Origin of the sequence: Ensifer sp. CCNWLY38 (assembly GCF_037120565.1) — a bacterium.
Taxonomy (GTDB): domain Bacteria; phylum Pseudomonadota; class Alphaproteobacteria; order Rhizobiales; family Rhizobiaceae; genus Ensifer; species Ensifer adhaerens_H.
This window is the reverse complement of the sequence record NZ_JBBBBO010000014.1, coordinates 39,107-57,547: the sequence shown is the minus strand read 5'-3', so window position 1 is coordinate 57,547 and position 18,441 is coordinate 39,107. Positions and strand designations below refer to the sequence as shown.

Sequence of the window (18,441 nt, the reverse complement as noted above, 5' to 3'; positions counted from 1 at the left end):
TCCCTAAATAATCCAAAAATGGGGAACCGAAATGAAACGGGATCTTATGAAAACCACGGCGCTTGCCGTGGCCATGGCCGGCTGTTCGCTTTTTGCAACCGCCGCATCCGCTGAGCCAGCTTGCGTGCGCGTGCTCGGTTATGAATCCGACGGCGAGAAACAAACGATGGACCCGGCGGCGCTCATTGGCACCGACAGCGTCTACCACATCCGTTCGGTCTACGAACCGCTTGTCGATCGCAGCAACACGATGCAGCCCGTGCCTGTATTGGCAGAATCCTGGCAGTCCAATGCCGATGCCACGGAATGGACGTTTCACCTGCGCAAAGGCGTAAAGTTCCACGACGGCTCCGATTTCGATGCCAAGGACGTGGTCTATTCCTATCGCCGCCTGCTTGACCCGGCGATCTCGCCTGGCGGTTTTTCGACCCTCGCTTTCCTCGATGCGAACGGCATCACCGCGGTCGACGATCACACCGTGCTCTTCAAGGTGAAGGAGCCGGTCGTCGAACTGCCGATGTTGATCGCAACCAAATACGCATTGATGGTACCGGATGGCGCCAAGTCCGAGAATCTACGCACCAAAGGCAACGGCACCGGCCCCTTCCTGCAGGAGACCTTCACCATCAATGGCGCGGTCCGCGTGATGCGGCGCAATCCGAACTATTGGCGTTCCGGCCTGCCGAAGGCAGAGTGCCTGGAGATCGCCACCAGCCTCGAGTCCACCTCACGGCTTTCCGCACTTCTTTCCGGCACCGTTGACCTCTCGCTGACTGTGGATCCTCCGAGCCTGATCACGCTGAAAGACAATCCCGCGGTCGAGCTCGTTGCGACACCCGGCGCAACCTCGCTTTACCTCGCTGTCTGGACCGACACGCCGCCCTTCGACGACGTCAAGGTGCGCGAAGCTCTGCGGCTGGTTATGGACCGACAGAAGATCCTCGACACCGTGCTGCTCGGCTATGGTGAGGTTGGCGGCGATACGCCGATCCCGCTTTCCTCGCCGCTCGGCCTCGGTGTGCCGGCAAAGGCGGCCGATGTCGAGAAGGCCAAGGCCCTGCTCTCCGAAGCCGGCCACCCCGACGGTATCGACTTCGATCTCTACACGTCAGATTCCTACCCAGGCATGATGCTCCTGGCGCAGGTCTATGCCCAGATGGCCGCGGAGGCCGGCATCCGCGTCAATGTCATCACATCGCCGGCCGAAGGATACTGGGATACGGTCTGGCTGAAGAAGCCGGCGGTCATCTCCTACACCAGCGCCCGCCCGCCGGCGGAAGCCCTGACGCTCTCACTCAACAGCAAGTCCGAATGGAACGAGACGCACTGGAAGCGGGACGATTTCGATGCGCTCGTTGTCAAGGCCGGGCAGACGGCGGACGACGCGGAACGAAACAAGCTCTATCGTGACGCCCAACGGATCGTCGCCGATGAAGGCGGCATGATCCTGCCGGTCTTCACCTCGGTCGTGGCGGGCTTGCGCAAGGGCTGCTCGGGCTACCAGCCGAATGTCGATGTGAACCGCATCGACTATGCGGAATTGACCTGCGGCGACTAGAGCATCCCGCTTTCAAGTGGAACCACTTGAGGCGGAAAGATGCTCTAGAATCAAAGTGCCAGAGCGTCCTTCGTGCGTTCGGCTGAACGCACGGCGCTCTAGAACCACCCTCTCAACCCTCACGACAACCCATCCACGGGACGACCCGTTCCGTGGAAGAGGATAGCTGCATGACGATTTCCGCCCTGACGACCTTTGTGAACTGCTTTGCCGATGCGCTGGATCGCGATCCACGAGCCGTATCGCGATCCCATGCCGTCCGGCTGCGCCGGATTGCCGAGCACCTGCCGCCAGTCGCCCCCGTAGCGGAGGGGCGCGTGCCAATCCAGGCGGCTTGCGAAAACGAACTTGCTGCTTATGGCCAGACATCGGAGCTGGCACGGGCGCTCGGCGCCCTGCTGCCTGCCATCCATATCACCCGCAGCAAGAGCTATCTGGCCAATCCGCCAAGCAGCGATTTCGGCGAAAACTACGGATACGGCGTGATTTGCGGACCCGACAATGGCGTGCCGGCCCTAATCCAGGATCCGGACATCGCGTTCGGACTGATGTTCCTGGGGCCGGAAACTCACTATCCGCTCCACCACCACCCCGCAGATGAGCTCTACTACACGGTCACCGGCCCCTCCTTCTGGCGGGCAGGAGATGCCGACTGGGACATGCGTGGCATCGAGGAAACCATCCATCACGCACCATGGGTGCCGCATGCAACGCTGTCGGCCGACAGGCCGTTGGTGCTTCTCTACATTTGGGAAGGCGATCTCGAGACGGATGCAGCCTTCATTCCCGATCCGCTGACCGCCAAGGCGGCCCTGGTCTCAGTCGGAGCAAACCCAAAATGAGTGTAGCTCGCCTGCTTTTCAGCCGGATCCTGTTTTCGGCCCTCACCCTCCTTCTGGTCTCGATCCTGATCTTCCTGATCCTCGAGGCCCTTCCGGGTGACGTCGCCACCCGCATCCTCGGACGCGACGCGACCGCCAAGGCGCTGGAAGTGCTGCGCAGCCAGCTCCACCTCGATCAGCCCGCGCTCGTGCGCTACTTCCAATGGCTCGGCGATTTCCTGCGCGGCGATCTCGGCGTGTCGATCGCGACGGGCCGACCGATCGCCGACGTTCTCGCGCCCCGTATCCTCAACACGCTGCTTCTCTCGCTCCTCGCCTTTGCGATCTACCTGGTGTTGGCGCTCGTTCCGGCAGTCATCCAGGCGGTCAACCGCGGCAGGGCAGTCGACAATGTCATCTCCGTGATCACGCTGCTCTTGCTCTCGTTGCCCGACTTTCTGCTGGCAACGATCCTGCTCTTCCTGTTCGCCGTCGCCGTGCCGATCCTGCCGGCACTTGCGACGATCTCCGAGACCAGCAGCTGGCAGGAGACGTTGCGCGCCATGGTTCTGCCCGCCGTGACGCTCGCGATCATGATGGCCGTCTATGCCATCCGCGTGCTGCGCGACAGCCTGATCGAAGTGTTGCGCTCCGATTATGTGCGTCTCGCGGAGCTGAAGGGCCTTCGCCCCCGCGCCGTGCTCTTTCGCCACGCCCTTCCGAACGCCATCGTGCCCGCGCTCAACGTCACGGCGCTGAACCTCGGCTTCCTGATCGGCGGCGTCGTCATCGTCGAGCGGGTGTTCTCCTATCCCGGTTTCGGCACCCTGCTGATCGACGCGCTGCAATTGCGCGACATTCCCCTCATCAAGGCGACGGTGATGATCAGCGCGGCCGTCTATGTCGCCGCCAACCTGGTAGCGGACGTCCTGGCCGTCCTGCTTCAACCCCGCCTGAGGACAAGCCGATGACCATGACGACGTCCAATCCGTCCAGACGATCCGCCTGGTTCGACAGGGCGCTCTGGCGTGCGACGCCAGGCCCCTTCAGGATCGGCGCGATCATTCTCGTCACCCATGTGCTCTTTGCAATCGCGGGCACCTTCTGGACGCCCTACGGCTTTGCCGAGATGGGCGCCGGTCTGCCGCTTTCCGGCGCGTCCCTTCAGCATCCGATGGGGCTCGACCAAATCGGCCGCGATGTCTTCAGCCGTTTCATGTACGGCGCGCATATCGTGCTGCTGCTGTCCTTCGCCGGTACGATACTGGGTATGGTAGCCGGAACGACGCTTGGCCTTTTGTCTGGCTATATCGGCGGCTGGTTCGACGAGATCACCCAGCGCATCGTCGAGGCGATGATCAGCATTCCCTTCCTGGCGCTCGCGCTCGTCATGATCATTGCGGCGGGCCCGGCGCTCGCCGGAGAACCGGTGCTCATCGTCTTCGTCGTCGCCCTCGTCTATGCGCCGCGCATTGCGCGCATCGCCCGCGCAGCGGCCATGGAGATCGCCACGCGTGAATATGTTGCCGTGGCGGAGCTACGCGGCGAAGGCACCTGGTCGATCGTCTTCCGTGAAATCCTTCCCAATGCCGCGAACGTGTTGCTCGTCGAGTTCTCGCTTCGCCTCAGTTATGCGCCGATCCTTATCGGGGCGCTGGGCTTTCTCGGCTTCGGCATCCGCCCGCCGACGCCCGAATGGGGGCTGATGATCAGCGAAAACCGCAATCTCCTGATCGCCTCCCCCGTGACGGTTTTCGGGCCGGGCCTCGGCCTCGCCTCGCTCGTCATCGGCTTCAACCTCTTTGCCGACGGCCTGTCGCGCATGCTTGGCCAGCGGCCCGTCGCCGGAGCGTGAAACATGAAAAAGCTCATCGAAGTTCGCAACCTCAACATCGCCTATGGCGGCTCCTCCGGCTGGACGAACGTCGTGCAAGACGTGTCCTTCGAGATCGCCAGAGGCGAAGCCTTCGGGCTCGTCGGGGAATCCGGCTGCGGCAAGTCGACGGTTGCCTACCGACTGCTCGGCTACGGCACGATCAACAGCTTCGTTCAGACCGGCGAGGTGCTGTTTGACAGCATCGACCTCTTGAAGCTCGCGCCGGCGGCGCTGACACGGCTGCGTGGTAGCCGCATAGCGCTCGTGCCACAGAACCCGACAACATCGCTCAGTCCCGGCATGCGGGTCGGTGCGCAGATCCGCGAGATGATCGCAACGCACAATGCCCTGCCCGATGACACGACGATGGAACGACGCATCGTCGAGCTCTTTGCGCTCGTTGGGCTGCCGGATGTCGGTCACCGCTATCCGCACGAACTCTCCGGCGGCCAGCAGCAGCGGGTGACGATCGCCATGGCCGTCGCTTGCAATCCCGATCTTCTGGTCCTCGACGAGCCGACGACCGGCCTGGACGTCACCACCCAGCGCCAGATCATCCAGCTTCTTTCCGATCTCAGGGCCCGCATCGGCATGGCGATGCTCTACGTCACCCATGACCTCGCTCTGCTCGCCCAGATCGCCGACCGCGTCGGCGTCATGTATGCCGGCCAGCTCGTCGAAGTCGCCGCCAGCGACAAGCTCCTTTCGGCACCCGCTCACCCCTATTCCCGTGGGCTGATTGCATCGATCCCCACGATGGACGGCACCGATCGACAGACGCGCGGACTGCGCGGCGTACTCCGGCGCGATCAGATGTCGACCGGCTGCAAGTTCGAGCCCCGCTGCGATTTCGCAACGACCGCCTGCCGCACGACACCTCAGCTCCTCGAACCGATCCCCGATGCACGATCCGTTGCCTGCATGCGCTGGCGGGACGCCGCGACGCAGCAACAGCCGGCCGTCGTGGCCGGTCCGCACGGCCGGACAGCGGCCAGGTCGGAGCGCCTTCTCTCGGTCGCCGACCTTTCGCTTTCCTATCGAAGGCCAAGCATCGTCGACAAATTTCTCGGCCGCACGACCCTGTCGGTGGTGCGCGACATCGACCTGGAACTTCGCGCCGGTGAAGTCGTCGCGCTCGTGGGGGAATCCGGCAGTGGCAAATCGACGATCGCCCGGGCGATCAGCGGGCGGCTGCCGCCGCGCTCGGGAGCGATCACTCTTGAAGACGGCCCTCTCGCTCCTGCGCTGGATGGTCGCTCGGCGGAGCAGTTGCGACAGATCCAATACATCTTCCAGAATCCCGACGCTTCGCTCAATCCCCGGTCCAGCATCCGATCGATCCTCGAGCGCCCCTTGAAGCATTTCGGCATCCCTGCTGACGGGACGGCGCTTGAAATGGTGCTGGAAAGCGTCGGCCTTCACGCCGGCTACCTCGATCGCATTCCGGAACAGCTTTCGGGCGGTGAGCGTCAGCGCATCGCGATTGCCCGTGCGCTGCTCGTCAACCCGAAGCTGCTGATCTGCGACGAAATCCTGTCCGCACTCGATGTGTCCGTCCAGGCTCGAATTGTCGAGCTTTTGCGTTCGCTGAAGGAGAAGCACGACGTCGCCATGCTTTTCATTTCGCATGACCTGGCCGTCGTGCAGCAACTGGCGGATCGGGTGGCGGTGCTTTATCACGGCGAACTCATGCAGATGAGCGAAACGGCCTCGCTGCTCACCGCGCCGCTGCATCCTTACACCGAAATGCTGCTGGAAGCCGCACCAAGCCTTCGGAAGGATGGGCACGTCTCCCGGCCGCCGGCTACGCCCACGCTAAAGGCAACTCCGGGGATCGGCTGTCCCTTCGCCGGGCGTTGTCCGCGCCAGCCCGGCAGCCTCTGCGCGGACACGCGGCCACCCGTTCAGGAAACCGGAAGCGGCTTTGTCCGCTGCCACTTGCCGATTGACGGGCTTGGCAGGCACGCCCGCTCGCCGGAACATATGCGATCGCCCGCGGTAGAAGACATGCGTCTTCAGAACCTTTGACTTCCTTGCCTCCCCCCTTGCCCGGCCGTGCCAGCGGCCGGGCAAGGCCGGTCATGTCGTCCCTCGCCTGCGTTCGCGGCGCTGTCAGGCTGCCCCCCTCTTGCGGCGAGCGCATCCGTCAGTTGATCGCATTCCTGTAGAAACTTGCCTCTACCCCCGCCATGTCGATCGCCGCCAGATCTTCCGGCAGTCCGTAGCTGTCAGCATCGGCATGAACCTTCGCCTTGTCGAAATCATTCGCCTCGGCGATGAAATCGTTGGTGACATAGCGGGCGGTATCGATGTCGATGTTCGACTGGCCGATGTTCTTGAGGAGCTTGAAGAAGCTGTCCCAAGCCGGGATGTTGTGCTCTCCCCAACCCGCGCGCGCCGCCATGTCGCCCTTGAAAGTGCGATGGATCTGCATCAGGCTTTCAGTGCCTGCACGCGGACCATAATTGGCCCTGGTGGTTGGCAGAGCCTTGAAGACGATATCAGTGGCAGCGCGGGGATTGCGATCGGCGAACTCGCTGCCCATGGCCCAGCCTCTGAGATACTTTTTCAGAAACACCCGGCGCTCGGCATCCTCCAGATCGGTGCGACGCACAACCAGAGAGTTGGACGGTAAGGGCGAGCCGCGCATTCCCAGCCAGTAGTCGAAGTCCAGACCTTTCGCGCCCAGATCGGCACGCAAGCCTTCCCAGGCGAGGCAAGCGTCCCCCTGACCACTGGCCAGCGCCGTGGTCCATGTCGGCCACCCCGCTTCGACATAGGCGATCTTCCTGGGGTCGACGCCGACCGCCGCAAACATCGGATCGCAGATCGACTGCCAGGCTGCCGAGCCCAGCAATACGGTCTTGCCCTCCAGTTGCTTCAGGTCCTTGACCCCTTCCCCCTTGCGGAAAGCGACGTTGAAGAGATCGAGGAAACCGCTCCCGAAGACCGAGACGAGATCCATCCCCGTGTTTACCGCAAAGGACAGAACACCTGGCGAAGGAAACCCCACATCGGCCTGTTCGACGGCAAGGAACTTCACCACGGCGGTTCCGTCCGCAGGTCCCGGCTCCATGGCCGTCTCGACACCGAGATCGCCGAAGTAACCCCGGTCCCTGGCGACCCAATAGGGATAATCGTCCATCACCTCGATGGTGCCGCGCGGCGAAATCCAGGTGAAAGGCGAATTGTATGGCTTGGCTTGCGCCTTGCCGGGAGACAGCAGGCCGCCACCCAGAACGGCTGTTGTCACAAGGCCGCTGGCGCTAACCTGAAGCAGCCGCCGGCGTGTCATCGGGCGATGATTCATAAGGTTTCCTCCTCTGTGATTGGGCCGCAATACTTGCTGTTGACGGACGAGAAGCGGCGTCTCGCCCGTGGGGTGTCAGCTTTCCCAGCCGGCCAGCTTCTTTCCGAGCCAGAAGAAAAAGGCGTAGATCGTGATCCCGGTGACGGCGAGGATCAGGATACAGGCGAAGAACTCGGGCATCCGGAGCGTCGAAGAATAGGTCGTAAGCCGGCTGCCAAGGCCGAAACCGCCGCCCGACATCTCGGCGCCAACGGCGGTAATCATGCCGAAGATCGCCCCGATCATCAGGCCGACGATCACCATGGGCATCGCCATCGGAATGCGGATCTTGGTAAAAATCTGCAGGGTCGACGCGCCGCAGGACCGCGCCAGTGCGATCTTCATCGTGTCGACCCGCCGGAATCCGGTGGCCGCGTTGATCATCACCATCGGACCCGATGCCAGTGCGATCGCGATGATCCTTGGCGTGAAGCCGAAACCGAAATTCAGGATCAGAAGCGGCACCAGCGCCAACATCGGCGTCGTGACCAGCAACAGGATATAGGGCGTGATCACCTTCTCCACGAAAGGAAACTGGGTGATGACAGCAGCAAGGATCAACCCCATTGACGCCCCGACGGCATAGCCGGCGACAAGTTCGATCATTGTGTAGGAATAGTGCTCGCTGATCGTTGCCATTTCGGGCGACGGGAAGACGGCGGCGATGGCGGAAGGTGTCGGCAGGATGAATTGCGGCACCTCCATCAGCCGCAGCAGAAGCTCTCCGCCACCAATGACGAAGATTGCTATGGCAATGATCGCCGCGACCTCGCGCGCGCCTTGCCCGCCGATACCGTTTGCCAGCCCGGTGGGAGTTGCAATCCCGGCGCTGTTGGTTTGGCTCTTCTCGCTCATGTCGTCCCTCATACCGCTTTGGCAACCGCCGATTTGACCGACGGCTGGTGCTGGATTTCGTGCTTGATTGCATTCACCAGATCGAAGAACTCGCGGCTCTCCATCAGGTCCAGTGACCTTGGCCGCGGAAATGGCACGTCGACGACCCGCGCGATCCGTCCCGGACGAGCGCTCATGATGTAGACCTTGTCCGCCAGAAAGACCGCCTCGGCGATGGAATGGGTGATCAGGATCACTGTCTTGCGGGACTCCAGCCAGATCTCCTCGACCAGCTTGTTCATCTCGTCGCGGGTAAACGCGTCCAGCGCGCCGAAGGGCTCATCCATCAGAAGAACCGTGGGATCGCTGGCAAGTGCCCGCACGATGGACCCCCGCTGCTGCATGCCTCCAGACAGTTCGCGCGGCATCTTCCCATCGAAGCCGTCGAGGCCAACGCGGCGCAACAACATGTCGATGCGGCTGGCATCAGGGCGCCGTCCTCGGATTTCAAAGGGCAGCTCGATGTTCTTGCGGATGGTGCGCCACGGCAGAAGGTTTGCCTCCTGAAACATCATTCCGATGCTTGGATGCGGGCGCTTGATCCATTCCTCGCCGAGAGTGATGGCCCCGGATGTGAGCCTGTGCAGCCCGGCAATCGACCACAGGAGCGTGGTCTTGCCGCAGCCGGACGGTCCGACGATCGAGATGAATTCGCCTTGCCGAACGGTCAAGTCGACGTTTTGCAGGGCGTGAACCTCGCCTGAATGCGTGCGGTATGTCTTGGTGGCGCCCCTGACGTTCAGCGCCTTGTCCGTGTTCTTTTTCATCTGTATCGCGTCCTCCGGCGCGGTCCTTGGGCATGCCTCCGCCGATCCCCCGGGCGCGGGCGCACGGGAGCCGGTAGATCTGGATCGGGATATCGTTCAGGCCGCGAGCAATTCGTTCAGGTAGCGGTCGACCTGCTTCATGTAGCCTGGCTCGAACCCGTTCAGGCCCATGTGCCCCTCTGGCGACTGGATCGTCCGTAGCAGGGCTCCCGGCACGAGCGCGCAGTCGGCTTCGCATTCCCGCGGCGGAAAGAACTGATCATGGCTGATCGGCATGATCATCATTCGTGCCGAAATGCGGGCCAGTGCCTTGGCCAGATCGCCGCCTGCATGCCGCGATACATCCGCCCGCTGCCATTTGTGCATTTCGCTCAGGAGGACATTGGGGTCCATCGGCTCGAAATAGGCCTTCATGACGCCGTTGACGAAATCGTCCAGCGACGACATGCCGATGACGCTGCGCCAACGCTCCTCCTGGTAGAACTGCGTGGACCAGCCAAGCACCGCCACAAGCCGTGCCATCCGGTCCATGCCGTCGCGCACGTCAAGGCCACACCCATACCAGCCGCCATTCCAGCGCGGATCAGAGGTGATTGCCTCCTTGAGGCTTTCGACGAACACCTGCTGGTGAAGAGAGGTGCGCGCCGTCGCCGCAATCGGCGCCGCTCGTTCGACCATATCAGGGTACCTTACCGCCCATTCATAGACCTGTTGCCCTCCCATCGACCCGCCCACGACCAGGGCGAGCCGCTCTATCCCGAACAGGTCCGTCAGCAGCCGATGTTGCGCATGAACATCGTCGCCGATGCCAAGCTTGGGGAATTTCGCCATGGCTTGTGGGCCGGGCGTGTTTTGCGGCGACGATGACACACCGCCGCCAAGCTGATCGACGATGACGATGAAATAGCGCGCGGGGTCGAGGGCGTGGCCCGGGCCGACATAGACGTCCTGCATCACCTTGCCGGTGCCGGAGAACCATGTCGTCACCAGCACCGCATTGGATTTTTCGGCGTTCAACGATCCGAAGCTACGGTAGGCGAGCTTGGCACCCCGCAGCGTTTCGCCGCTCTCAAGGATCAGGTTACCCAGATCATAAAGCTTGAAATCGCCCTGCGTTGCCGGGGCGTAGTAGAGGTTCTCGATCATCGAGGCGACCCCAGTTCCGTAAAAAATCCCTTGGTCATCTCGTCCTCCCCGTCGATGCCATCGCCCCTCATGAGAAGTCGGACTTCAATTGAGGTGCGCACCTCAATTGATAGCGGCGGCTGCTCCAAACCGTCCATTGCGAAGATTCGCGATGCCGATCACGCCCGGAGCGCGCAGCACAGAGACCCGTTGGCGGCTTGGTGTTTTTGGGTAAATCTATTTGAGGCCGGAGGATTACACCTCGGACCGCGAATGCGCGTCCCTGTCGGCATCGCGGTTCGCCGCTACTTCACGCTGAGGCAGATCCATCCTGGCGAGCAGACTGATAAGGGCAGATGTGCTCGAGACACCGGTCTTCTGCCTGATGCTCCTGAGCTGATGATCGATCGTCGAAAAAGACCTGCCGCGAATGAGGGCAATTTCCTTGTAGCTCATACCCTTCGCAACCAGTCTGGCGACCTCGGTCTCCGAGACCGTCAGCGTCACGGCCGACACGTTGCGCGATCCATCGGCGATGCCAGCGGGCACACCCTGCGCGCGTCCGCCCCGATCCGGATGTTCCCGGTCGTCGATCGCCTTGGCAACGGCAATGATCGGGCCCAGCACGTCGACCACCGTCTGCTCGAAGCGATCATAGATATTCGAGTCGTTGGGAGCAAAATGCTCCGTCCAGTCGGCGCAGATCAGGCCGTAGCTGCCATTGCCGGCCCGAAGCGCGCCCCCGAACTTCGTCTTTGTCCGAGCCTTCGACAGTCTTTGCCGCAACCGCATCTGCAAGCGGCGGTCCTGTTTTATGTCGGCAAAGACCACCGGACGTGGCGCGAGCCACATCGCCTGCATGATTGGATCATGATTGTCGACCACCGATCCGCCAAGCGTAGGAACATCGTAATTGGCGTCCTTCGCTTCAGCCAGGCTCGGGAGATATGTCGTTGCATGAGGTGCGCCAAACCCGGCATCGACCCGGTGGCATTCAAGCTCTTTTCGCAGCCAGTGGGTTGCAAGAGACCAGCAGGCTGCAAGATCATCGAGACGGAGAAGCATATGGGCCGCGAGGTCGCGCGCCGGCGCGTATCGGATGAAGGAACCGTCAAGAAGCTGGCCCCGCAGGCGCCGCTGCGTGGCAAAGATATCCCCGCAAAAGCCATCGGCAATGATCAGGGTGCCCCACGGTTCGGGATTTCTTGCATCCGCCAACTCGTCTCCCCCTTAGGTCTTCCCCGTCCGCATTCCTCTCAAGCGAAATCGCCAGAAGCAGCGCGCCGTAGAGCGCAGGTCGATCGGAAAAATAACGCTAATCCAGGCGTCGCCGGAGTCAAAGACAAATCGGCCCTAGTGCCCAGGCAAGCTCGGCGGCGCGACAAACTGGTAGTATGACCACACCGCGATCAACGCGGCTACCAGCGCCAGCCAAACCAACGCCTTTCGCTGCGTTGGACTGACCGGCTTGGCCTCCTTCTTTGGCTTCGGTCGTTCAAACTTGATGATGTTGTTGTCGTCCATCCTGATCCCATCCTGAACAAGCCCACTCAGCACTGCCCGCATTCCCATGCATATAGCGGGCACGGCGTCATTGATACGCCTCAAGCTCGCCTTCTTGACCTAAGCGCCTGATTTGGCGTCAATAAGATATGAGCGCAGGCTCGTCCTGGTTATCGAGACGCGGGAGGCAGGAGCATGGCTGGGCGCTATGAAGAACCGCGGCATTCCAACGCCATAGCCCTTTCGGATCGCCCTTCGATGGCGCGAAGATCGTCAGCCTGCGCCAGAGGCGTTGGGGTCCACCAGGCTCATTTTACCAGGGCTTTCAGCCAGACCGTCGGAATAAGTCCGGCGGAGTGGCGTCGCGTGCGACGCCACTGAAGACCTCAGCCACATACTTGTTCTCCTCAAAGGAGCATCGCCATGAATTTCAACACTCAACGACTTGAATTTGCAGGCCATTCCGGTGCAACCCTCGGCGCTCGTCTCGACCTCCCCAACGGTCCCGTGCGGGCCTACGCGATTTTCGTCCACTGCTTCACCTGCTCGAAGGATCTGGCAGCGGCGCGTCACGTCGCGGCCGAACTTGCGCGTGAAGGGATCGCGGTCCTCCGCTTTGATTTTACCGGTTTGGGATCGAGCGAAGGTGAGTTCGCCTCAACCAATTTCTCCTCCAACATTGCCGACCTGCTTTCGGCTGCAGACTATCTGCGCCGACACTTCGAGGCCCCGTCACTGTTGATCGGCCATTCCCTGGGCGGTGCCGCAGTTCTCGCCGTCGCCAGAGACATTCCAGAAGTCCTCGCGGTGGCGACGATCGGGGCGCCGGCCGATGTCGGCCACGTCCTGAAGAACTTCGGGGCCAGCCTCAAGGAGATCGAGGATCGCGGCGGTGCCGAGGTCGATCTTGTGGGGCGCAAGTTCCTGATCAGAAAACAATTCGTGGAAGACGCCCGCGCGCATCGCATCCTGGATGCTGTCGCGACGCTGAAAAAGCCCCTTCTCATTCTTCATGCTCCGTTGGATCAAACGGTCGGTATCGAGAATGCGAGCGACATATTCCACGCGGCAAAACACCCCAAGAGCTTTGTCTCGCTGGACAAGGCCGACCATCTGCTAACCGATCCTGCCGACGCCGCCTTCGCCGCCCGGATCATTGCGGAATGGCTGGGCCGCTATCTCGTGGCTGACCCGCCACAGGGCACGAGACCGATGGAGCAGGTTGGCGTGATGGAAACGGGGGAAGGCAAATTTCAGAACTCGGTCCAGGCCGGCAGCCACCGCCTTTTTGCCGACGAGCCACAAAGTGCGGGCGGGCTGGATTCCGGTCCGTCGCCCTATGACTTCCTCTCGATCGGGCTCGCTGCTTGCACCTCGATGACGCTGCGTCTTTATGCCGACCACAAGAAGCTCGCGCTTGGGCGCATCAAGGTGGAAGTCTCGCATTCCAAGGTCCATGCGAGGGATTGCGAAGAATGCGCTGCATCCGAACGCGCCGATGGTGGAAAGATCGACCGGTTCGAGCGGGTCATATCGGTCGACAGCGAGGTCTCGGCTGAGCTTCGCGCCAAAATCGCCGAAATCGCCGACAAATGCCCAGTCCATCGAACGCTGGAAGGGATAGCCAAGATAGAGACGGCCGTAAGATAATTCCGAGGTCTCTCCCATCGGACCAGCCCCGAACGCGTACGCAAGGCTTTGCGCGGGCGACCCAGGGGGTCGTGCATGCCCGACTTGAAGAACCCGCGGTGGCGCGCGTCAGCCTCACTGGGACGTATTGCGCTGCCCGAACGCGCTGGAGTCCTCGCGCTACAGGCGAAGGCGAAATCAGCGACGATCTAGCTAAACGATGGTAGCCCGTGTGGCGAAGCTCGTCCGGAAAAGTGCGTCGTGCGCAACTGTGTCGGGATCAAAACAGCAGTCACGGACGATGTAGATTTTATAATCTGCATCGCTTGACCACCCGACGCTGGAAAAAAGGACGCCGCTGGTCGCTATCCCAGCCATGACCAACGTCTTGATGCCTTTTGCCTGCAAGTCTTGGTGCAAAGTCGTGCCATGAAATACATTGGCGCGCGGACATGCGTATCGCCAGTCGCCTTCGGCTACATCGAGCCCACTTACGGGCGCCGGGTCACGAAAGAAACCTGTCTTCATGATGTTGCTGATCAACATGTTGTTTTCACAGGGCGTCTCATAATCGACCGCAAAATTCGCGAAGATGGTGGGGTTCTCAGTGTCACGCCACCGCGCAATCAGTGAATTGGCGCGATCGAGCAGATCCGCAGGAACCTCGTTTGCCAGGATCGAAAAGACGTCGGCCTGATAGTGCATGATCAACAAAGCCGCATCGGCGACGTCCAAATCATCCATATATGACACTGCTGTCCTCCCGCTTTCCCGCCCGCTCGCTTCGAAGTAACCAGGTGGCCGAATTCGCAAATCACCGAACGGCCCTCGCCTCATTCAACGTCGACGGGACGTATCGTGTCAATCGCGGCGACGGACGATCAGGTTAGTGCTACAGCATCCGGCAACAGGTCGATCGGGTCTTCCTTTCTCCAGGCGACCCCAAGCCGATCTTGAAGCCTGAAGACGACGAGATACCTTGCTAGTGCTTCAGTATCTGGCTGAGGAACAGTTTCGTCCGCTCGTGCCTGGGATTGGTAAAAAACTCGTCCGGGTTTGCTTCCTCGACGATCTGTCCGCAGTTCATGAAGATCACACGGTCGGCAACCGCCCGCGCAAATCCCATCTCGTGCGTGACGCAGACCATCGTCATGCCGTCCTTGGCCAGGCTTGTCATGGTGTCCAGAACCTCCGACACCATCTCCGGGTCGAGCGCGGATGTCGGCTCGTCAAACAGCATCACTGCCGGCTGCATGCAGAGCGAGCGCGCGATCGCGACGCGTTGCTGTTGTCCGCCAGAAAGCTGGACGGGGAACTTGTTGGCCTGTTCCGGAATTCGTACCCGCTCCAGGAATGTGAGCGCCCTTGCCCGCGCCTCTGCTTCCGGTAAGCCGTTGATCCACATCGGCCCGACCATACAGTTCATCAAGACGGTCATGTGCGGAAACAGATTGAAATGCTGGAACACCATTCCGACATTGCGCCGCACGTCCGAGACATTGCGCATCTTGGCATGCAGGTTGATGCCGTTGACGACGATCTCACCCTCCTGGTGCGCCTCCAGGCGGTTGAAGCAACGGATCAACGTGGACTTGCCGGAGCCGGACGGGCCGCAAATGACGATGCGCTCGCCTTTACGAACCGTCAGGTTGATATCCGTCAGCACCTGGAAGGCGCCGTACCACTTGGAAACGTTTCTGACGTCGATGATGGTCTCAGCACTCATCTGACCTTGCTCCTGGCATAGTGACGTTCGATGCGGGACTGGATCAACTCGAGAGCGATGGACATGGTCCAGTAGAGCATTGCGGCGGATATGAGCATTTCCATGTGCTGGAATGTCTTCTGGCCCAGTGTGCGGGCGAGAAACATGAGCTCCCAGACACCGATGACGGAGACCAGCGAGCTATCCTTCAGCATCGAGATGAACTGGTTGCCGGTCGGCGGAATGATGACCGGCAGCGCCTGTGGCAGAATGACCTTGCGCATCGTCAGCCCGAAGCCGAAGCCGATGGAGCGCGATGCCTCCCACTGGCCGCGATCGATGCTCTGGATGCCGGAGCGGAAGATCTCCGTCATGTATGCACCGTAGCAGAGCGAAAGTGCCAGAATGCCGGCCGGCACCGCGTCGATGATGAAGCCGAGCTGCGGCAGGCCGAGATAGATCAGATACACCTGCATCAAGAGCGGCAGGCCGCGAAAGAAGGACGTGTAGAAGCTGGCAATCGCATAGGCGAAGCCGTTGCTCGAGAGCTTGGCCACAGCGCCGAGGATGGCGATCGCCGATGCAATCACAATCGAGATCGCGGAAACGTAGACCGTCGTCACCAACCCTTGCGCGATGAGGAACGGCAACTTCTCCTCGATAAATGGCAGGCTGAGATTGAAGGTCTGGAAGAAGGCGAGGAACAGCGCGAGCAACTCGAGCCAGACGACGGCGATCTGAACCCTGAGGCTCGCAAAACCGATCAGGACAATGTTGAGGCAGAAGAGCACTGCCACGACGAATGCGGTCGCAAAACGGCCGTAGAACCCGCTTTCGAGCGGCTCGCCGATCACCGGGCGCATCAGTTCGCCCATCGTCGTGCCGGTCAGGCCGAAGGCCGTGAAGGCAGTGAGGACGGTGGCGAAAATACTGGCCACGAACCACGGCTTGTGGACGAGTATTTCGGACTCGACTGTATCCGGATAAAGCATCTTTGGTCCCTTTTGGACAAAGGGCGGCCCGGTCTCCCGGACCGCCAGATATGGGCTGCCTTACTTCACGATGGTGTAGTCGACGCCGTACCACTTCTCAGAAAGCTTGCTCAGCGTGCCATCACCCTGCATCGCCTTGATCACTTCGGCGATCTTGTCGCTCAGTTCCTTGTCACCGTGTTCGACGGCGACAGCGAGCGGCTCGTAGAAGACCGGGTCGCCAACCTGCTTGATCGGATAACCGGCCCTGATCGCGTCGCGGATGCTGGGCAGCGACGACACGACCGCATCGAGGCGGACACCGTCACCAAGGCGCAAATCGTCGAAGGCAGTCGTCGAGTTGGCGTAAGACTTCACTTCCTTCGGTTTGAACGAGTATTCGAAGGCAGGGGCGCCGGCGGCATCGAGCGTCAAATCCTGTTTGGCGTAGGCTTCGAAGGTCGATGTCGCCGTGGCGCCGACAACCTTGCCGTCCAGATCGATCAAACCGACCGTAGGGCTGTCCTTGTGAACGGCCACGGCGGCCGGGGTGTAGTAGTAAACCGCCGGAAAATCGAAGACCTTGGCGCGCTCCTTGGTCGGCGTCATCGAGCCGACATGCATGTCCCAGCGCCCCTGCCAGTTGCCGGCGGTGATGATGTCCCAACCCGGAGTGACGAACTCGACGCCGACACCCAGCCGCTTGGCGATTTCCTTGGCGACATCGACGTCGAAGCCATCCATCTCGTTCTTTTCGTTCATGAAGGATTGTGGCGCCCAGTTGGCGTCGGTCGCGACCTTCAGTGTCTTTGCATCAAGCACGTGGTCGAGTACGGCACCGGCGTGCGCCGGAACCGTCGCGAGCGACAGCGCAAGCGATGCAGCCGCGGTGAGTTTTGCAAATGTGTTCATGCTCTCGTTCCCTTTTGTCATTCTGTTTTGACAGGATCCTCTTCCTGCCATCGGGTTGATCTTGAGTTCTCAGGCGGCCTTCCGTCTTCCGGCGATACGAGGGAGCGCGGAGCTGCCCTTTCCTAGAAACCGTGGAAGTCAGCGTTCTCCTTTCTGGGCCATCTCATCGCGGACGCTCCGCGCGACGCGGAAGGCATCGACGCCCGCGGGAATGCCGCAGTAGATCGCGATCTGAACGAGTGCCGCGCGAAGCTCTTCATCGGTCAGACCGTTGCGGATCGCCCCGCGAAAATGGATGCCGAACTCATGCATTCGGTTGAGCGCCGCAAGCATTCCGAGGTTGAGCAGGCTGCGGCACTTCAGATCGAGGCCCTCGTCCGTCCAGACGGTGCCCCAGCAATATTCGTTCAACAGATCCTGGAAGGGACGCGAGAAGTCGTCGCTGTTGTCGACCGCGCGATCGACATAGTCGTCGCCGAGCACCCTGCGCCGAACAGCCTCTCCCCTTGCCCGCAGCGCCTCATCCATCGACCGTCTCCCCCTGGCACAAAAACTCGCCCATCAGCGATGCAACGACGTCTGGCGCCTCGATGAGGATGGAGTGGCGCAGGCCCGGCAGGATGCGGAGCTGCGAACCGGGAATGCGCTCATGCATGTAGCGCGCCATACGCGGGTTGGAGCCGGCATCGTCCTCGCCGGTAGCGATTAGCGTCGGGCAGCGGATCTGGTCGAGAAAACCGCCGAAATCCGTTTCCGCCAACACGCGATAGGCGGCCGCGTAGCAGTCGGGATCGTTTTCGGCGTCCCGTGCCCTTAGCCTTTCGACCACGTCCGGGTGGCGCGCCTGGAAGTCTTCCGTCAGCCAGCGCGACAGCGAGGCGTTGTGGTGATCGGCAGGCGTGCCGGCCCTGAGTGCGGCCAGGCGATCGAGAACCCGCTCACGCTCGGTCGGCGTGCGGCCGGCGACCGTCGACAAAAGCGCCAGCCGACGCAGACGGCCAAGATGGGTCAGAGCGAGACGCTGGGCGATCAGCCCGCCCAGCGAAAAGCCCGCAAGATGGAAGGTGGGAAAACCCGCCGCGTCGGCGAGACCCAGCGTCTCGTTGACGAAATCATCGATCTCGTACCGGCCCTTGACCCGGCTGGATCGGCCATGCCCGCGAAGGTCGAATGTCAGGATCGTAAACCGTTCCTTCAGGCGTTCTACCACGCCCGACCATGCCTCGAGATAGGAGCCGACGCCATGGATGCAGACGAGCGGTTCGCCTTCCCCTTCGATGCGGTAGTTGAGCGTCACCTCTCCAATGGTATGGCGCTGAGCCCCTGCCATC

General features: G+C 61.5%; 19 protein-coding genes. 7 read left to right on the top strand and 12 right to left on the bottom strand.

Annotated features, from left to right (window positions below):
* The first annotated feature begins 31 nt into the window (after positions 1 to 31).
* The 5 genes from V7S54_RS26475 to V7S54_RS26455 all read left to right on the top strand — a co-directional run bounded on the left by V7S54_RS26475 (position 32) and on the right by V7S54_RS26455 (position 6,283).
* Entirely contained in the window at positions 32 to 1,558 is a 1,527-nt protein-coding gene (locus tag V7S54_RS26475; RefSeq protein WP_336409190.1) for an ABC transporter substrate-binding protein, read from the top strand.
* Between the two features lie 170 nt (positions 1,559 to 1,728).
* A complete protein-coding gene (locus V7S54_RS26470) occupies positions 1,729 to 2,400 on the top strand; it encodes a dimethylsulfonioproprionate lyase family protein (RefSeq protein ID WP_336409192.1) in 672 nt (223 codons plus the stop codon).
* Positions 2,397 to 3,350: an ABC transporter permease gene (locus V7S54_RS26465; RefSeq protein ID WP_065373098.1), complete on the top strand. Its 954-nt coding sequence runs from the start codon at positions 2,397 to 2,399 to the stop codon at positions 3,348 to 3,350. The genes V7S54_RS26470 and V7S54_RS26465 overlap by 4 nt, the downstream gene beginning before the upstream one ends.
* A complete protein-coding gene (locus tag V7S54_RS26460) occupies positions 3,347 to 4,234 on the top strand; it encodes an ABC transporter permease (RefSeq protein ID WP_065373099.1) in 888 nt (295 codons plus the stop codon). Before V7S54_RS26465 ends, V7S54_RS26460 begins: the two co-directional genes overlap by 4 nt.
* A gap of 3 nt (positions 4,235 to 4,237) precedes the next feature.
* Complete coding sequence (locus V7S54_RS26455; protein ID WP_336409193.1) at positions 4,238 to 6,283, top strand: ABC transporter ATP-binding protein; 2,046 nt, start codon at positions 4,238 to 4,240, stop codon at positions 6,281 to 6,283.
* Between the two features lie 118 nt (positions 6,284 to 6,401).
* Here V7S54_RS26455 and V7S54_RS26450 read toward each other — a convergent pair whose 3' ends face one another.
* The 6 genes from V7S54_RS26450 to V7S54_RS26425 all read right to left on the bottom strand — a co-directional run bounded on the left by V7S54_RS26450 (position 6,402) and on the right by V7S54_RS26425 (position 11,914).
* Positions 6,402 to 7,565, bottom strand: a complete 1,164-nt coding sequence (locus tag V7S54_RS26450; RefSeq protein ID WP_336409194.1) for an ABC transporter substrate-binding protein — start codon at positions 7,563 to 7,565, stop codon at positions 6,402 to 6,404.
* Positions 7,566 to 7,640: 75 nt separating this feature from the next.
* Positions 7,641 to 8,459: an ABC transporter permease gene (locus V7S54_RS26445; protein WP_336409195.1), complete on the bottom strand. Its 819-nt coding sequence runs from the start codon at positions 8,457 to 8,459 to the stop codon at positions 7,641 to 7,643.
* An 8-nt stretch (positions 8,460 to 8,467) separates the two neighbouring features.
* The gene (locus V7S54_RS26440) at positions 8,468 to 9,265 is read right to left on the bottom strand and encodes an ABC transporter ATP-binding protein (RefSeq protein WP_336409196.1); all 798 of its coding nucleotides are present in this window, start codon (positions 9,263 to 9,265) and stop codon (positions 8,468 to 8,470) included.
* 96 nt (positions 9,266 to 9,361) lie between these two features.
* A complete protein-coding gene (locus tag V7S54_RS26435; protein WP_336409197.1) occupies positions 9,362 to 10,411 on the bottom strand; it encodes an alpha/beta fold hydrolase in 1,050 nt (349 codons plus the stop codon).
* Between the two features lie 234 nt (positions 10,412 to 10,645).
* Positions 10,646 to 11,608: a helix-turn-helix transcriptional regulator gene (locus V7S54_RS26430; protein ID WP_336409198.1), complete on the bottom strand. Its 963-nt coding sequence runs from the start codon at positions 11,606 to 11,608 to the stop codon at positions 10,646 to 10,648.
* Positions 11,609 to 11,743: 135 nt separating this feature from the next.
* Positions 11,744 to 11,914: a hypothetical protein gene (locus tag V7S54_RS26425; RefSeq protein ID WP_336409199.1), complete on the bottom strand. Its 171-nt coding sequence runs from the start codon at positions 11,912 to 11,914 to the stop codon at positions 11,744 to 11,746.
* Positions 11,915 to 12,088: 174 nt separating this feature from the next.
* Here V7S54_RS26425 and V7S54_RS33295 point away from each other — a divergent pair, with 174 nt between their 5' ends.
* Positions 12,089 to 12,274, top strand: coding sequence for a helix-turn-helix transcriptional regulator (locus tag V7S54_RS33295; RefSeq protein WP_442892611.1), 186 nt, complete (start codon positions 12,089 to 12,091; stop codon positions 12,272 to 12,274).
* Positions 12,275 to 12,316: 42 nt separating this feature from the next.
* Positions 12,317 to 13,543: a bifunctional alpha/beta hydrolase/OsmC family protein gene (locus V7S54_RS26420; RefSeq protein ID WP_336409200.1), complete on the top strand. Its 1,227-nt coding sequence runs from the start codon at positions 12,317 to 12,319 to the stop codon at positions 13,541 to 13,543.
* Between the two features lie 192 nt (positions 13,544 to 13,735).
* On the opposite strand, the gene V7S54_RS26415 is transcribed toward V7S54_RS26420, so the two are convergent.
* The 6 genes from V7S54_RS26415 to V7S54_RS26390 form a co-directional block, all read right to left on the bottom strand.
* Complete coding sequence (locus V7S54_RS26415) at positions 13,736 to 14,266, bottom strand: isochorismatase family protein (protein ID WP_336409201.1); 531 nt, start codon at positions 14,264 to 14,266, stop codon at positions 13,736 to 13,738.
* 238 nt (positions 14,267 to 14,504) lie between these two features.
* Positions 14,505 to 15,248 (bottom strand): amino acid ABC transporter ATP-binding protein, encoded by a 744-nt coding sequence (locus V7S54_RS26410; protein WP_336409202.1) that lies wholly within the window; start codon positions 15,246 to 15,248, stop codon positions 14,505 to 14,507.
* On the bottom strand, positions 15,245 to 16,219 hold the full coding sequence (locus V7S54_RS26405; RefSeq protein WP_336409203.1) for an amino acid ABC transporter permease: 975 nt from the start codon (positions 16,217 to 16,219) through the stop codon (positions 15,245 to 15,247). The genes V7S54_RS26410 and V7S54_RS26405 overlap by 4 nt, the downstream gene beginning before the upstream one ends.
* A 60-nt stretch (positions 16,220 to 16,279) precedes the next feature.
* Positions 16,280 to 17,110, bottom strand: coding sequence for a transporter substrate-binding domain-containing protein (locus V7S54_RS26400; RefSeq protein ID WP_336409204.1), 831 nt, complete (start codon positions 17,108 to 17,110; stop codon positions 16,280 to 16,282).
* A gap of 138 nt (positions 17,111 to 17,248) precedes the next feature.
* Complete coding sequence (locus tag V7S54_RS26395) at positions 17,249 to 17,638, bottom strand: carboxymuconolactone decarboxylase family protein (RefSeq protein ID WP_065373111.1); 390 nt, start codon at positions 17,636 to 17,638, stop codon at positions 17,249 to 17,251.
* Positions 17,631 to 18,440 carry an alpha/beta fold hydrolase gene (locus tag V7S54_RS26390; RefSeq protein WP_336409205.1) on the bottom strand — a complete coding sequence of 270 codons (810 nt, stop codon included), beginning with the start codon at positions 18,438 to 18,440 and terminating at the stop codon, positions 17,631 to 17,633. The genes V7S54_RS26395 and V7S54_RS26390 overlap by 8 nt, the downstream gene beginning before the upstream one ends.
* Position 18,441 lies beyond the last annotated feature (1 nt).

Excerpts from the sequence above, each read along its gene's own strand:
- V7S54_RS26475 (WP_336409190.1), top strand. The coding sequence starts at position 32 with ATGAAACGGGATCTTATGAAAACCACGGCGCTTGCCGTGGCCATGGCC.
- V7S54_RS26470 (WP_336409192.1), top strand. The coding sequence starts at position 1,729 with ATGACGATTTCCGCCCTGACGACCTTTGTGAACTGCTTTGCCGATGCG.
- V7S54_RS26465 (WP_065373098.1), top strand. The coding sequence starts at position 2,397 with ATGAGTGTAGCTCGCCTGCTTTTCAGCCGGATCCTGTTTTCGGCCCTC.
- V7S54_RS26460 (WP_065373099.1), top strand. The coding sequence starts at position 3,347 with ATGACCATGACGACGTCCAATCCGTCCAGACGATCCGCCTGGTTCGAC.
- V7S54_RS26455 (WP_336409193.1), top strand. The coding sequence starts at position 4,238 with ATGAAAAAGCTCATCGAAGTTCGCAACCTCAACATCGCCTATGGCGGC.
- V7S54_RS26450 (WP_336409194.1), bottom strand. The coding sequence starts at position 7,565 with ATGAATCATCGCCCGATGACACGCCGGCGGCTGCTTCAGGTTAGCGCC.
- V7S54_RS26445 (WP_336409195.1), bottom strand. The coding sequence starts at position 8,459 with ATGAGCGAGAAGAGCCAAACCAACAGCGCCGGGATTGCAACTCCCACC.
- V7S54_RS26440 (WP_336409196.1), bottom strand. The coding sequence starts at position 9,265 with ATGAAAAAGAACACGGACAAGGCGCTGAACGTCAGGGGCGCCACCAAG.
- V7S54_RS26435 (WP_336409197.1), bottom strand. The coding sequence starts at position 10,411 with ATGATCGAGAACCTCTACTACGCCCCGGCAACGCAGGGCGATTTCAAG.
- V7S54_RS26425 (WP_336409199.1), bottom strand. The coding sequence starts at position 11,914 with ATGGACGACAACAACATCATCAAGTTTGAACGACCGAAGCCAAAGAAG.
- V7S54_RS33295 (WP_442892611.1), top strand. The coding sequence starts at position 12,089 with ATGGCTGGGCGCTATGAAGAACCGCGGCATTCCAACGCCATAGCCCTT.
- V7S54_RS26420 (WP_336409200.1), top strand. The coding sequence starts at position 12,317 with ATGAATTTCAACACTCAACGACTTGAATTTGCAGGCCATTCCGGTGCA.
- V7S54_RS26415 (WP_336409201.1), bottom strand. The coding sequence starts at position 14,266 with ATGGATGATTTGGACGTCGCCGATGCGGCTTTGTTGATCATGCACTAT.
- V7S54_RS26410 (WP_336409202.1), bottom strand. The coding sequence starts at position 15,248 with ATGAGTGCTGAGACCATCATCGACGTCAGAAACGTTTCCAAGTGGTAC.
- V7S54_RS26405 (WP_336409203.1), bottom strand. The coding sequence starts at position 16,219 with ATGCTTTATCCGGATACAGTCGAGTCCGAAATACTCGTCCACAAGCCG.
- V7S54_RS26400 (WP_336409204.1), bottom strand. The coding sequence starts at position 17,110 with ATGAACACATTTGCAAAACTCACCGCGGCTGCATCGCTTGCGCTGTCG.
- V7S54_RS26395 (WP_065373111.1), bottom strand. The coding sequence starts at position 17,638 with ATGGATGAGGCGCTGCGGGCAAGGGGAGAGGCTGTTCGGCGCAGGGTG.
- V7S54_RS26390 (WP_336409205.1), bottom strand. The coding sequence starts at position 18,440 with ATGGCAGGGGCTCAGCGCCATACCATTGGAGAGGTGACGCTCAACTAC.